Source organism: Geothrix rubra, from assembly GCF_030268065.1.
GTDB lineage: Bacteria > Acidobacteriota > Holophagae > Holophagales > Holophagaceae > Geothrix > Geothrix rubra.
This window is the reverse complement of sequence record NZ_BSDD01000001.1, coordinates 297465-310667: the sequence shown is the minus strand read 5'-3', so window position 1 is coordinate 310667 and position 13203 is coordinate 297465. Positions and strand designations below refer to the sequence as shown.

The 13203-nt window shown below is 67.5% G+C and carries 13 protein-coding genes; 11 read left to right on the top strand and 2 right to left on the bottom strand.

Features of this window, described 5'->3' with window-relative positions:
* Positions 1–4: 4 nt before the first annotated feature.
* A complete protein-coding gene (locus QSJ33_RS01375) occupies positions 5–1921 on the bottom strand; it encodes a mechanosensitive ion channel domain-containing protein (RefSeq protein WP_285722326.1) in 1917 nt (638 codons plus the stop codon).
* 103 nt (positions 1922–2024) lie between these two features.
* A complete protein-coding gene (locus QSJ33_RS01370) occupies positions 2025–2258 on the bottom strand; it encodes a YdcH family protein (RefSeq protein WP_285722325.1) in 234 nt (77 codons plus the stop codon).
* A 152-nt stretch (positions 2259–2410) separates the two neighbouring features.
* On the opposite strand from QSJ33_RS01370, the gene QSJ33_RS01365 reads away from it, so the two are divergent.
* The 11 genes from QSJ33_RS01365 (at position 2411) to QSJ33_RS01315 (ending at position 13203) form a co-directional block, all read left to right on the top strand.
* Positions 2411–3319, top strand: a complete 909-nt coding sequence (locus QSJ33_RS01365) for an oligopeptide/dipeptide ABC transporter ATP-binding protein (RefSeq protein WP_285722324.1) — start codon at positions 2411–2413, stop codon at positions 3317–3319.
* 53 nt (positions 3320–3372) lie between these two features.
* Entirely contained in the window at positions 3373–4833 is a 1461-nt protein-coding gene (gene guaB / locus QSJ33_RS01360) for an IMP dehydrogenase (protein WP_285722322.1), read from the top strand.
* 129 nt (positions 4834–4962) lie between these two features.
* Complete coding sequence (locus QSJ33_RS01355) at positions 4963–6255, top strand: dihydroorotase (RefSeq protein WP_285722321.1); 1293 nt, start codon at positions 4963–4965, stop codon at positions 6253–6255.
* 150 nt (positions 6256–6405) lie between these two features.
* On the top strand, positions 6406–7317 hold the full coding sequence (locus QSJ33_RS01350; protein WP_285722320.1) for a DUF2971 domain-containing protein: 912 nt from the start codon (positions 6406–6408) through the stop codon (positions 7315–7317).
* Positions 7318–7438: 121 nt separating this feature from the next.
* Positions 7439–8191, top strand: coding sequence for a hypothetical protein (locus tag QSJ33_RS01345; protein WP_285722319.1), 753 nt, complete (start codon positions 7439–7441; stop codon positions 8189–8191).
* 88 nt (positions 8192–8279) lie between these two features.
* Positions 8280–8696: a DUF1801 domain-containing protein gene (locus QSJ33_RS01340; RefSeq protein ID WP_285722318.1), complete on the top strand. Its 417-nt coding sequence runs from the start codon at positions 8280–8282 to the stop codon at positions 8694–8696.
* A gap of 29 nt (positions 8697–8725) precedes the next feature.
* Positions 8726–9145, top strand: coding sequence for a DUF2267 domain-containing protein (locus tag QSJ33_RS01335; protein WP_285722317.1), 420 nt, complete (start codon positions 8726–8728; stop codon positions 9143–9145).
* Between the two features lie 43 nt (positions 9146–9188).
* The gene (locus QSJ33_RS01330; protein ID WP_285722316.1) at positions 9189–9560 is read left to right on the top strand and encodes a VOC family protein; all 372 of its coding nucleotides are present in this window, start codon (positions 9189–9191) and stop codon (positions 9558–9560) included.
* Between the two features lie 270 nt (positions 9561–9830).
* Positions 9831–11075 carry a hypothetical protein gene (locus QSJ33_RS01325; protein WP_285722315.1) on the top strand — a complete coding sequence of 415 codons (1245 nt, stop codon included), beginning with the start codon at positions 9831–9833 and terminating at the stop codon, positions 11073–11075.
* A 48-nt stretch (positions 11076–11123) separates the two neighbouring features.
* Positions 11124–12251, top strand: coding sequence for an NAD-dependent epimerase/dehydratase family protein (locus tag QSJ33_RS01320; RefSeq protein WP_285722314.1), 1128 nt, complete (start codon positions 11124–11126; stop codon positions 12249–12251).
* Positions 12244–13203 carry a glycosyltransferase family 2 protein gene (locus tag QSJ33_RS01315; RefSeq protein ID WP_285722313.1) on the top strand — a complete coding sequence of 320 codons (960 nt, stop codon included), beginning with the start codon at positions 12244–12246 and terminating at the stop codon, positions 13201–13203. Before QSJ33_RS01320 ends, QSJ33_RS01315 begins: the two co-directional genes overlap by 8 nt.

Below are 13203 nucleotides of genomic sequence, written 5' to 3'. Positions count from 1 at the left end.
TTCCTCAGGCCTCCGTCGACGTCGGCTCCTCGGGCCGCTTGCCGTGCATGAGTTCCACCACGGCCTGGTAGAGGCCGCGCTGGTCGGCGTGACGCTGGTAGGCGCGGGTGATGTAGCGCACCCGCAGTTCGATGCCGTTGCTGGTGGGCCGGACGTTGATGCCGGGCTGGGCGGAGAAGGACTGCACGCGGTACTTGCCCGTGGTGTGCTTCCACTCCTCCTCGGCCTGCCTCGCGCTGGCCTCCGTCTCCCGGGCCACCAGCTTCTGGATGCCGTCGATCACGGGGTAGGGATCCTGGCCCTGGGGGATGAGCACGTTCAGCTCATCCCACATCCACTGGCCCGAGGTGGAGAAGTTGAAGTAGTGGCCCTCGATGGCGAAGCTGTTCACGAAGGCCACGCGGCGGCCCGTGGGGTGGCCGGCGTCGGACCAGTTGCCGGTCTCGAGGAGCACCGTGCGCAGCAGGCCGATCTCCACCACCTCGCCGCCCACGCCCTTGATCTCCACCCAGTCGCCCACGTGGATGCCGTTGCGGCCCATGAGGACGAACCAGCCGAAGAAGGCCACGATGAAGTCCTTCAGGGCCACGGTGAGACCGGCGCCCGCCAGGCCGAGGATGGTGGTGGCCTGGGCCGGCACGCCGAGGATCACGAAGCCGATCAGCAGCACGCCGGCCACGGCGGCGGCGAGGTAGATCACGGAACCTGCGGTGCCGGGCCTCCGCCCCTCTCCGGCCGCCGCGGTGGAGCCGCGCTTCGCCACCCGGCCCACGAGGAACACGACGAGGACCGTGCCCAGGATCCACAGGAGGGAGGCCAGGATGCGGTGGAGCGCCACCTGCTCGTAGGCCCAGGCAAGCCCCGCCCAGCTGCCGTAGACCTCCGCCAGGTCCTCCTCGTCCTGGAGCCGCTTGCCGAGGCTCACGACAGAACGCTGGGCATCGGTGAAGCGCTTGAGCGAGACGATGGCGGCCTTGGCCTCGGCCCGGCTGGAGCCCGGATCGGCGGCCCTCCCCTGCTTCACGAACCCGGCGGCCCGCTTCCGGGCGTCCTCCCGCGCGTCCCACTGCTTCTGCACCTCGTCTTCCGCGGCCTCCTTCCGCTTGCGGAGCTCCTGGACCTTCTGCTGCTCGTCCTGCTGGGCCTGCTCGAGCCGCGCGAGCTTGGCGCGCTGGGCGGTCCACTCGCGGATGCGGCCCACCAGGCTGCCCGGCTTGAAGCGGTCGTCCACCGGGGCCACGGCCCGGGATTCGTTCTGGACGGCGTCGTGGGCCACCCGCAGGCGCCGGACCCGGGCCTGGGGATCGCCCCCGGCCTTCTCCAGGTTGTCGGAGGCGTCCGCCAGCTCATCCTGGTCCAGTTCCAGCTGGGCCTTGGCCACCTCCAGCTGGTCCCCCAGGGCGTCCTTGCGGTCCCCGGTGGCCTCGGCCGCCTGCCGCGTCAGCTGCGCCACCAGTCGCTGGTCGGCGGCCACGGCCTCCTCCATGTAGTCCTTCTCCGCCTGCAGGTCCTCCAGCTCGGGCGTGGGCTGGGGCGTGCGGGCCGCGGCCTCCCGCATGGCATCCGCGAAGGCCAGGTCCACCTCGTGGTTCGCGAGCCGCTCGGCCTGGCGGGCCAGTTCCAGCTCCTCGGGCGTGGCCGCGAGGGCGGCCAGGGCATGGGCCGTCCGCAGCGGGCCCTCGTCCACCACGGGCTCCGCCGGGGCGGAAGCCTGGGGCTGGGGTTTGGCCGCCTTGGCGTCCTTGGTCCCCTTGGCCTCCTTGGCGCCCTTGGCTTTCTTGGCCGGCTTGGGGGGACGGCGGATCACCGGGTGGCGGAAGTTCGCGCCGGGATCGGCCCCGGCCGTGAAGACGAAGCCCGCCACGGCCACGCCCAGCAGGGCCAGCAAGGTGGTTCCCAGGATCCAGTGGCCGGTCTTCATGGCTCCAAGAAACCACGCCCGGAGCCGGCCGCCAAATGGAATTCGGCCGGAAAAACGAAGCCCCGGGCCGATTCCCGGGGCTTCTCCTGCGAGTGGACTGGGCCTACTGGTCGCCGTGCTTCGAGGCCTCCTCCACGATCCGGTAGATGCGTTCCTTGGCCCGGAGCTTGGTCTTCTTCAGCTCCACTTCCTCCAGGGACTCCTTGGCGGTGAGGCTCGGCTTCCGCTGGAGATCGCCCAGGCGCGTATCCGCCGCCTTGTGCTCCTCCATCAGCTTCCGGAACTCGAAATGGTCCTTCATCAGGCGCTCCTGAAGGTCTGGGCGCAGGAAATCCATGGATCCTCCGTACCTCTGGGGCGGGGCCGGTCCGCGGTCCCGCGGGGTGAATCGGTGGCCCAAGGGTAGGACCGGTCCCCAGGCCGTCAAGGGTGAATTCCCGTGTGGACCGATACCTTGGGAGGAAAGGGTTTCCATGCAATCCTACCCCCATGTCCCTGGAGATCCGGAACCTGGTGCTGGAACGCCACGACGGGGTCCGCCTGCTCGGTCCCCTGGACCTGGATCTGGCCTCCGGGGAACGGCTCGGACTGGTGGGCGAGAGCGGCTCCGGGAAGACCCTCCTGGCCAGGGCCCTGTTCGGGGTCCTGCCCCCGGGGGTCCGCCAGGCGGACGGCACGGTCCGGGCCTTCGGATCCTCCCCGTCCCGGGAGCGCCGGTTGGCCTGGGTGCCCCAGGATCCCGGACAGGCCCTGCACCCCCTCCTCACCGTGGCCCAGCACCTGGCCCTGCTCCCCCAGGCCCATCGGCGGGAGCCCGCCGGCGTGGCCCTGCCCCGGCTGGCGCCCCTGCTGGACCGCCTGCTGCTGCCTGGCGACCGCGCCTTCCTCCGCCGCCGGCCGCACCAGCTCTCCGGGGGCCAGCGGCAGCGGCTCTGCCTGGCCATGGCCCTGTCCTGCGATCCCGAACTGCTGGTGCTGGACGAGCCCACCACCGCCCTCGATCCCCTGGCGCAGGCGGCCTTCCTGGACCTCGTCCTGGGCCTGCAGCGGGAGCGGGGCCTCGGCGTCCTCTGGATCACCCACGACCTGGGCCTGGCGGCGGCCTGCGAGCGCCTGCTGGTGCTCTACGGAGGCCAGGCCGTGGAGGCCGGCCCCACCGCGCGGCTCCTCTCCGAGCCCCGCCACCCCTACACCGCCCGCCTCTTGGCCGCGGCCCGGCAGGAACCCGCCGCGGAAGCCGGTTTCCTGCCGGGCCCGGAGGACCGGCCACCCGGCTGCCCCTTCCGGCCCCGGTGCCCCGCGCCCACGGCCCGTTGCGCGGTGCCGCGCCCCTGGCGGGGCTCCCCGGCGGACGGGCTGCGCTGCGAGCGTCCGCTGGAAGCCGCGGCCCGGGCGTGAGACCATGGGCTGCAAGGTCCCGCTGGAGGCGGGTCCGGTTCAAAGGGCTTCCCATGCTGACCTTGCCGCTGCTGAAAGCGTTGACGTTCGACGACGTCCTCCTCGTGCCCGGGTACTCCGAGGTGCACCCGAACCAGGTGGACCTGGGGAGCCGGTTGACGAAGGACATCGCCCTGCGCATCCCCCTGCTTTCCGCGGCCATGGACACCGTCACCGAGAGCCGCATGGCCATCGCCCTGGCCCAGCTGGGCGGCATCGGCATCATCCACAAGAACCTCAGCCCCGAGCGCCAGGCCGAGGAGGTGGACAAGGTGAAGCGGTCGGAGTCCGGCATGATCACCGACCCCATCACCATCGAGCCCGACGCGCCCATCCGCGACGCCGAGGCCCTCATGGCCAAGTTCCGTATCAGCGGCGTGCCCGTGGTGGAGGGCCACAAGCTGGTGGGCATCCTCACCAACCGCGACCTGCGTTTCGAGACCCGCTGGGACATCCCCGTGCGCGAGGCCATGACCAAGGACAACCTCGTCACCGTGCCCGTGGGCACCACGCTCCAGGAGGCCCGGGCCATCCTGCAGAAGCACCGCATCGAGAAGCTGCTGGTGGTGGACGGCCAGGGCCAGCTCAAGGGCCTCATCACCGTGAAGGACATCGAGAAGTCCATCGAGTACCCCAACGCCTGCAAGGACCACCTCGGTCGCCTGCGCGTGGGCGCCGCCGTGGGCGTGGGCAAGGAGCTGCTGGACCGCGCCGCGGCCCTCATCGAGGCCAAGGTGGACGTCCTCTGCCTGGACAGCTCCCACGGCCACAGCCTGGGCGTGGTCGAGGCCCTGAAGGCGCTCAAGAAGGCCCATCCCCACACGCCCGTCATCGCGGGCAACGTGGCCACCTACCAGGGCGCGAAGGACCTCTGCGCCGCGGGCGCGGACGCCGTGAAGGTGGGCATCGGGCCCGGGTCGATCTGCACCACCCGCATCGTCACCGGCGCCGGCATGCCCCAGATCACGGCCGTGGCCGAGGCCAGCCGCGCCTGCCGCGAGGCCGGCGTCACCTGCATCAGCGATGGCGGCATCAAGTTCAGCGGCGACATCGCCAAGGCCGTGGCCGCCGGGGCGGACGCGGTGATGATCGGCAGCCTCTTCGCGGGCACGGACGAGGCCCCCGGCGAGACCATCTTCTACGGCGGCCGCACCTTCAAGTCCTACCGCGGCATGGGCAGCCTGGGCGCCATGAAGCAGGGCAGCAAGGACCGCTACTTCCAGGAGGGCAAGGACGACACCAAGCTGGTGCCCGAGGGCATCGAGGGCCAGGTGCCCTACAAGGGCCGCATGGCCGACCTCGTGACCCAGCTCATGGGCGGCCTCCGCGCCGGCATGGGCCTCAGCGGCGGCAAGAGCATCGCCGACTTCCACCAGAAGGCCACCTTCGTCGAGATCAGCGGCGCCGGCCTCCGCGAGAGCCACGCCCACGACGTCATGATCACCAAGGAAGCCCCCAACTACCGGATGGAATAAGGAAGAAACGATTCACCGCCAAGACGCCAAGACGCCAAGCCAACAAATGATCTTTCTCTTGGCAGTTCTTGGCGTCCTGGCGTCTTGGCGGTTAGCTTTTCATTGAACGACTGATGATCCGGAGCCCCCATGTCCCTCCTCGTGAAGAACGTCCGCCTGATGGATCCTGCGCAGGGCCTCGACGGGCCGGGGGCGCTGCTGGTGGTGGAGGGGGCGGTGGCGGCCATCGGGGCGGACGCGGAGCGCGACGCACTGGCCGTGGGCGCGGAGGTCATGGACGGCGGCGGGGCCGTGCTGGCGCCGGGCTTCGTGGATCTCCACGTGCACTTTCGCGAGCCGGGGCAGACCCGCAAGGAGAGCATCGAGACTGGCAGCCGGGCGGCGGTGGCGGGGGGCTTCACGGCCGTGTGCGCCATGGCCAACACCAAGCCCGTGAACGACAGCGTGGCCATCACGGAGCTGATGCTCACCCGGGCCGCGAAGGCCGACCTCTGCCGCTACTTCCCCATCGGGACCGTCAGCCGCGAGATGAAGGGCGAGGAGCTCTCCGACATGGGCACGCTCAAGGCCGCCGGCTGCGTGGCCTTCTCCGACGACGGCCTGCCCATCATGAACGCCTCGCTCATGCGCCGGGCGCTGGAATACACGCGCTGGCTGGAGGTCCCCGTGGTGGCCCACGAGGAGGACCAGACCCTCGCCGGCAAGGGCTACATGCACGAGGGCGCCGTGAGCGCGTCCCTGGGCTGCCTGGGCATCCCCGCGGCGGCCGAGGAGGCCATGGTGGCCCGGGACATCATCCTGGCCGAGCACACGGGCGGCCACCTGCACCTGGCCCACCTCAGCACCAAGGGCTCCATGCGCCTGGTGCGCGAGGCCAAGGCCCGGGGCCTGCATGTGACCTGCGAGGTGACGCCCCACCACTTCGCCCTGTCGGACAAGGAGCTGATGAAGTTCGACAGCGACTACAAGATGAACCCGCCCCTGCGCAGCGAGGCCGACATCCAGGCCGTGCTGGAGGCCCTGGCGGACGGCACGGTGGATGCCATCGCCACGGACCACGCCCCCCACGGCTGGGACGACAAGGAAGTGGAGCTGCCCATCGCCGCTTTCGGCGTCATCGGCCTGGAGACCGCCCTGCCCCTCACCCTGGAGCTGCTGGTGAACCGCAAGGTCATCAGCCTCGCCCGCGCCTTCGACCTGCTGGCCGCCGGCCCCGCCCGCGTGTTCCACCTCGACAAGCAGGGCCTCGGCAGTCTCAAGCCCGGCGCCCGCGCCGACTTCGTCCTCTTCGACCCCGACGCCAAGGTCCAGGTGGACCGCGCCTTCATCCAGTCCCGGTCCTTCAACACCCCCTTCAAGGGCTGGTCCCTCCCCGGCAAGGTCCTCGGCACCTGGGTCGGCGGGAAGCGGGTGTGGGGCTGAGGCTCCCGAGGTCGCGTCAGAATTGAGGTTGACGGCCCGAGCGAACCGGATTTAGCTTGGGGCGGCCCACATTCATCATCACGATTTCCAGTTCAGGCGAACCAGTGGGTTACCCGCAGGTTTGCCTGGTTAACAGTTAGATTTCCCTAGGTGCCCGTGAACAGCCAATCACCCGAAAATCGATCGTTCTTTAAATACGTCGCACCCGATACTGCATTGGCGATATTGAAGAACCAGACTTTCCGCTTCAGTTCTCCTTTAATTTTTAATGATCCTTTTGATGTTCAGGCAGGTATTCACCTTGAGTTTGATCTCGAGGCCTTACCAGCAAAAATACTCGATCGTATCGAAGAATTGGCCGCAGGAATTGAAGAACCTTCTATCGATCTGGCTAATCCATGGGGTCAGGTTATTTTAGCGGCCCGAGAACGTTATCCAATTGATGGGTTCCCGCGCAGTCGTTGGGAAGTTGTTACCAAAAAAACTTTTGCTCATCTTAAAGATTTAATTCTTAATTCACAGCAAAAGTACCAAGATCACTGGTGGAAAGATGTATTGCCGGGGCTTCGCATGTTTTGCGTCTCTGAAGACAGAGACAATTTACTTATGTGGGCACACTATGCTAAAGATCATACAGGACTGGTCTTTGAACTATTGTCATTACCCGAAGAAGATAATGCGCTCTCAACAGCAAGCCCAGTCGAATATGTTAAACGACCAATACCTTTCCTATCAGAAGAGGAATGGATTGAGTCCATTCTATCATTACGTGAGTTTAGTCTAAATAACTTTTATAAAAGGTACGTTCTTACAAAAAGCGATCACTGGAGGTATGAGCATGAATGGAGAGTCTGGTACCCATTAACACCGGCCCCAGGCTCTTTATATGAAGATTGGAAGATTAGATCATCAGAGCTTGCTGCAATATATCTTGGCTGCAAAGCAGATTCGACTTTTTCCAACGAAATAATCAAACAAACACGGACATTATTTCCCAACACCCGCATTTATCGAACGCGCAAATGTAAATCTGACTATGCATTAGAATACGATGAAATCTAACTCTCCACTTAACTCGGACCCGCCGGCATTGACTTCCGCGTTCTCAGCGTCTGGATTCCTCCCCTTCATCCATTACCCCGGTGCAGGCGAAACCTCACCACTCTAGATCCTTCGGCCACTCATGCGCCTCCTCGCATTCACCCTTCTCGTCGCCCAGGTGCTGATGGCCCAGCCAACGGCCAACACCGTCCAAACGGATCGAATCGCCGCCCTCCTCAAGGTGATCTCGTCCAGGGATCGCGCCTTGATCGCCAATGAGATCAGCTTCCCCCTGGGAAGGGACTATCCCCTGCAACCCATCCAATCCAAGGCCGAACTGCTCAAGCGATTTGACGAAGTTTTTGATGCGTCGTTCCTTCGAGAACTGGCCGGCTCCGATCCCAAGCAGGACTGGGAGGAAATGGGCTGGCGGGGAATCATGTTCAGGAACGGTTCCCTTTGGCTGGATTTCGACTACAAGATCCTCGCTGTCAACCACGAGACCCAGCTCACAAGGCGGCTGTTGGCCGCGGCCATCCAGAAACAGAAGGACCGGCTCCCGGCTTCGCTGCGAGACTTCGACCAGCCGATCCTCGAATGGCGAACCCCGAAATACCTGATCCGCGTGGATCTCAAGGGGGACGATTACCGGCTGGCCCTCCTGGATGGGAAATCACCGACCCGGATCCTTTGCGTCCTCCATCACGGGGACTTCCATTTCGAGGGGACCATGGGGTCCTTCCTCATCGACTGGCAGTCCGAGGGGAAGACCCACCGCATCTACTCGGACGCCTCCGGCGAGGAGGGCGATGGTTACTACCTCTACGATTCGCTTATAAGCAGGGACGACTGGCCAGATACGCCCCTCGAAACGCAGGAGCCCTCTCTGCACTGAACTGCACCCCGAACGCCCTTGCTCCTTGCGCGACCCCGGCTATCCTCCAATGGCCGCCATGACAGCCATCTGCCCTTCGAGGTGACCCATGCCCCCTTCGGACGCAGCCCCAGGACCCTCAGCCTCGGACCTCATCTCCCAGCGGATCGCGGAGCTGGGGGGCTGGCGGGGGGCGACGCTGGGCCGGATGCGGCAGCTCATCCTCGCGGCGGATCCGCGGATCGTCGAGGAATGGAAGTGGGCCACGCCGGTCTGGTCCTGCGGCGGAATCGTCTGCACGGGCGAGACGTACAAGGACAAGGTGAAGCTCACCTTCGCCAAGGGCGCCGCGCTGCCGGATCCGGCCCGCCTCTTCAACGCGAGCCTGGAGGGGAACACGCGCCGGGCCCTCGACCTCCGGGAGGGCGAAACCGTGGACCCCGCCGCCTTCCAGGCCCTCGTCCGCGCCGCCGTGGCCCTCAACCAGACCGGCAAGGCGAAACCGGCGAAGCGCGGGAAGGCCTGAGCCGTACCCTTGGGGGGATGGAGCCGCCCATGCCCGTCCCCCCCGAGTACCAGCGCGCCAGCCAGCACTTCGAGGCCTTCATGGCCGATGTCTGCGCCGCGTCGGGGCTGAGCACCACGCACCAGGCCTGGAACATGGTGGTGGGGGTGCTGCACGCCTTCCGGCGGCGGCTGTCCCTGCGCGATGCCCTCCGGTTCGCCAACGGGCTGCCCCCCGTGGTGCGGGCGATATTCGTGTCCGACTGGGACGCGGACGAGCCGATCCGACCCTTCGAGGACGTGGCGACCATGACCCGGGAGGTGAAGGCCCTGCGGGCCGCCCACAACTTCTCCACGGACTCGGCCATCCGCGAGGTGGCCGCGGCCCTGCGGCGCCACGTCGACGCTGCCGACTTCGAGGCGATGCTGGCCACGCTCCCGCCCGAGGCCCGGGCCTACTGGCAGGAATGAGCGGGACGGGCTGGCATCCCGGAATCCCGCCAAGGAGTGCGCCATGAGCCCTCGCATCGTCTGGGTGGACCTCCCCGTGACCGACCTGGACCGGGCCATCCGGTTCTATTCCGCCGTCCTCGGACTGACGGTGACGAAGGAGGGCGGGCCGGGCTTCACCTTCGGGCTGCTGCCGCACGGGGAGGGCGAGGTGGGCGGCTGCCTCGTCGAGCCCGGGCCGGACGAGGCGCCCTCCAAGACGGGCCCCCTGGTGTACCTGAACGCCGAGGGGCGCCTGGCGCAGGCCGTCGAGGCCGCTGCCGCCCAGGGCGGCCGGGTGCTCACGCCCGTGCATCCCATCGGCCCCCACGGCTTCCGCGCCGTGGTGCTGGACAGCGAGGGGAACCGCATCGCCCTGCACGCCCCGTCGTCCTGAGCCCCCCATCCCGGGGAGGCGCCCGGTGCCCCGCCCTCACGGCCACGGGCAGCACGAACCGTCGGACCTCCCGGCGGCGGCCAACGGACCCGCCGCGCCCGAAACACGACCGATCGATCAAATATCCTTGAAACCCGGCCTCGATGACCCAACCTTGGTGGGTTCGACCCCGCAGTTGGCATTTTTCGAAAGCTGGACTCATGTTCGGTCGCTTTTTCATGTCGGCTGCCGGACCGGCCATCCCCTCCCCCCAGGCAGGGCCCGACCCCCATGGTGGATCTCGCGATCGTCGTCGCCGCCTATGACCGCCCGCAGGCGCTGGGCCGGCTCCTCGCCTCGTTGGACCGGGTGGATTTCGAGGGCGCGCGCGTGCCGCTCATCCTCAGCCTCGACCACGGGGGCGACCGGGAGGTCGAGGCCCTGGCCAGGGCCTTCCCCTGGCGGCACGGGGAGAAGCGCCTCCGGACCTTCCCCCGGCACCTCGGCCTGAAGCAGCACATCCTCGCCTGCGGCGACCTCACCCGCGAGCACGAGCACCTGATCGTGCTCGAGGACGACGTGTATGTGTCCCGGAACCTCTACCGCTACGCCACCCAGGCCCTGGGGTTCTACGCAGGCGAGGACCGGATCGCCGGCCTGGCCCTGTACAGCCAGCTCTGGAACCTGTCCTGCCACCGCCCCTTCCTGCCCCTGGACGATGCCTACGATGCGTATTTCATGCAGTACGCCTGCTCCTGGGGCCAGATCTGGTCCCGCGAGCCCTGGCGGAAGTTCCGCGACTGGTTCGACCGCCATCCGGACGACACCGGGCCGGACCCGGCCATCCCCCCCTCGGTCCTGCGGTGGTCCGAGCAGTCCTGGCTGAAGCACCACATCCGCTACTGCATCGCCACCGACCGGTACTTCGCGTACCCCAGGGTCGGCCTGTCCACCAACTTCGCGGACCGGGGCCGGCACCACACCCTCGAACAGGACAATGCCTGGCAGATCCCCCTGCAGGAGCCGTATGCGAAGCCCTACCGGTTCCCCGCCTTCGGCACCTCGAGGGCCGTCTACGACGCCTTCTTCGAGTCCAGGGCGCTGGGGGAGGCGCTCGGGATCGACCCCGCCACCCTCTGCGTGGACCTCTACGGCGTGAAGCGGAACGCCGAGCGCTCGCGCTACTGGCTGACCCTCGAGCCGGCCCCCTTCCCGGTCCTGCGCTCCTTCGACCTCGCCCTGCGCCCCCACGAGGCGAACATCCTCCACGCCATCCCGGGCGGGGCCATCCGGCTGTACGACACCAGCAGGACCTCCAGCCCGCCGTCCCCGCGGTCCCGAGCCGCCCTCCGGGACGTCACGGTGAAGTACGACATCCGCAACCTCTCCTACAAGGGGCTCCTGCGCTACGCCACGCGCATGCTGCTTCGGCGGCTGGGCGCCAAGCTGGCCGCCAGGGGCTGGCCAGGCCTCCCCCGCCCCGGGAAACCCTCCCCCCAGGGCGGCGCCCTGCAACCCCTGGGCCCGGACCCCTAGCGGCGACGCCATCCCCCGGCAGGAATCCCGAGCCTTCAAGGAGCTGGCATGCGGGCACTCATCACAGGCGGAGCAGGCTTCATCGGCACGCACCTCTCCCGCCGCCTCCTGGCGGAAGGCCTCGAGGTGGCCGTCCTGGACGCCTTCACTCCGCAGGTCCACGGCGACAACCGGGACCTGGCCCCGGATCTCCGGGGGGCGGTCCGCCTGGTGCGGGGCGACATCCGCGACGAGGCGGCCCTCCGCCGGGCCCTGGCGGGCGTCGAGGCGGTCGTCCACCTCGCGGCCGAGACCGGCACCGGGCAGTCCATGTACGAGGTGGCCCGCTATTCCGAGGTGAACCTCCAGGGCACCGCGCAGCTGATGGACCTGCTGGTCAACGACCCGGACCGGAGGGTGCGTCACCTCGTCGTGGCCTCCTCCCGGGCCGTCTACGGGGAGGGGCGGTACCGCTGTCCGCTCGACGGGGTCGTCTTCCCTCCGGCCCGGAGCCGCGTGGCGCTCGCGCTGGGCCGCTTCGAGCCGGCCTGTCCCGTCTGCGGGCTCCCCCTCGATCGCCTGCCCACCACCGAGGATACGCCTCCGGCCCCCACCTCCTTCTACGGGCTCACCAAGCTGGTGCAGGAGAAGATGGGCCTCCTGTTCGGAGGCACCCTCGGCATCTCCACCCATGCGCTCCGCTACCAGAACGTGTTCGGACCGGGCCAGTCCCTCCAGAACCCCTACACGGGCATCCTCGCCATCTTCTCCGGGCTCGCCCGGTCGGGGGAGACGCTGCGCATCTTCGAGGACGGTCTCGAGTCCCGGGATTTCGTGCATGTCCGGGATGTCGTCGAGGCCACCTGGCGGGCGCTGAACACGGAGGCCCCCGAACCCGTGGCCCTGAACGTCGGCAGCGGGGTCGCCACGACCGTCGCCGAGGTCGCGGAGGGGATCGTCCGGCATCTGGGCAGCCGGTCCAGGATCCAGGTCACGGGGGAATTCAGGATCGGCGACATCCGCCACAACACGGCCGACCTCACCCGGGTGCGCGAGCAGCTCGGCTTCACGCCCACCACCGCCTTCCAGGAGGACCTGGAGGCATTCCTGGACTGGGCCGCGGAGGAGCGACCGGCGACCGGAGGGTACGCCCGCTCGCTGGAGGAGCTGAGAAGCAGGAGGCTGATGAATGTCTAGGATCCCGCATGTGGGCATCGTCACGGTCACCTACAACAGCGGCTCGGTGATCGGGCCGTTCCTGCGCTCCGTCGAGGCCCAGAGCCACGGGAACCGGACCCTGTACATCATCGACAACGCCTCCAAGGACGACACCCTGGACCGGATCGGGCTTCCCGAGGATCCCCGGATCGTCCTGGTCAGGAACCCCACCAACCGGGGCATCGCCGCGGGCAACAACCAGGGCATCCAGCTCGCCCACCGGGACCAGTGCAGCCACGTCCTCCTGCTGAACAACGACACCGAGTTCGGGCCGGACCTCCTGAGCGGCCTGCTGGAAAGCATGGACACGCATGACTGCGACATCATCGCCCCGAAGATGTACTTCTTCGACCGCCCGGACCGCCTCTGGTACGCAGGCGGCGGGTTCATGAGGCACCACGGCTTCACCACCTTCAGCTTCGGGCAGGGCGAGGTGGACCGGGGCCAGTACGATGCCGCCCGGGTGGTGGAGTTCTGCCCGACCTGCTGTTCCCTGGTGAGGATGTCCGTCTTCGAGACCATCGGCCTGATGGATGAGACCTATTTCGTCTACTGGGACGACATCGATTTCCTCTACAGGGCCCTCGCGGCGGGACTGGTCACGCGCTACGAGCCCGGTCTCCGGCTCTGGCACAAGGTCAGTTCGCTGACCGGGGGGAAGCAGTCCGACTTCTCGCTCTATTACGGAGCGAGAAACAAGGTCTACTTCCTCTTCAAGAACCGGCCATTCCCGGAATTCCTCATTTACAACCTGGCAAACTATTTCTACATGGTGATGCTGACCGTGTCGGGGTCGATCCCCTGGTCCCATTTCCGAACCCGGCAGAGGGGGTTCCTGGATGGATTCCGCATGGCCTTCGCGCTGCACGCTCCCTCCGGAGCCCCGCGCCCGCTGGACCGCTCCCGCCTCGAGGCCCCGGGGCAGACCTGA

Excerpts from the sequence above, each read along its gene's own strand:
- QSJ33_RS01340 (WP_285722318.1), top strand. The coding sequence starts at position 8,280 with ATGCCCCCTTCGGACGCAGCCCCAGGACCCTCAGCCTCGGACCTCATC.
- QSJ33_RS01345 (WP_285722319.1), top strand. The coding sequence starts at position 7,439 with ATGCGCCTCCTCGCATTCACCCTTCTCGTCGCCCAGGTGCTGATGGCC.
- QSJ33_RS01365 (WP_285722324.1), top strand. The coding sequence starts at position 2,411 with ATGTCCCTGGAGATCCGGAACCTGGTGCTGGAACGCCACGACGGGGTC.
- QSJ33_RS01315 (WP_285722313.1), top strand. The coding sequence starts at position 12,244 with ATGTCTAGGATCCCGCATGTGGGCATCGTCACGGTCACCTACAACAGC.
- QSJ33_RS01335 (WP_285722317.1), top strand. The coding sequence starts at position 8,726 with ATGCCCGTCCCCCCCGAGTACCAGCGCGCCAGCCAGCACTTCGAGGCC.
- QSJ33_RS01355 (WP_285722321.1), top strand. The coding sequence starts at position 4,963 with ATGTCCCTCCTCGTGAAGAACGTCCGCCTGATGGATCCTGCGCAGGGC.
- QSJ33_RS01330 (WP_285722316.1), top strand. The coding sequence starts at position 9,189 with ATGAGCCCTCGCATCGTCTGGGTGGACCTCCCCGTGACCGACCTGGAC.
- QSJ33_RS01325 (WP_285722315.1), top strand. The coding sequence starts at position 9,831 with ATGGTGGATCTCGCGATCGTCGTCGCCGCCTATGACCGCCCGCAGGCG.
- guaB (WP_285722322.1), top strand. The coding sequence starts at position 3,373 with ATGCTGACCTTGCCGCTGCTGAAAGCGTTGACGTTCGACGACGTCCTC.
- QSJ33_RS01320 (WP_285722314.1), top strand. The coding sequence starts at position 11,124 with ATGCGGGCACTCATCACAGGCGGAGCAGGCTTCATCGGCACGCACCTC.
- QSJ33_RS01375 (WP_285722326.1), bottom strand. The coding sequence starts at position 1,921 with ATGAAGACCGGCCACTGGATCCTGGGAACCACCTTGCTGGCCCTGCTG.
- QSJ33_RS01370 (WP_285722325.1), bottom strand. The coding sequence starts at position 2,258 with ATGGATTTCCTGCGCCCAGACCTTCAGGAGCGCCTGATGAAGGACCAT.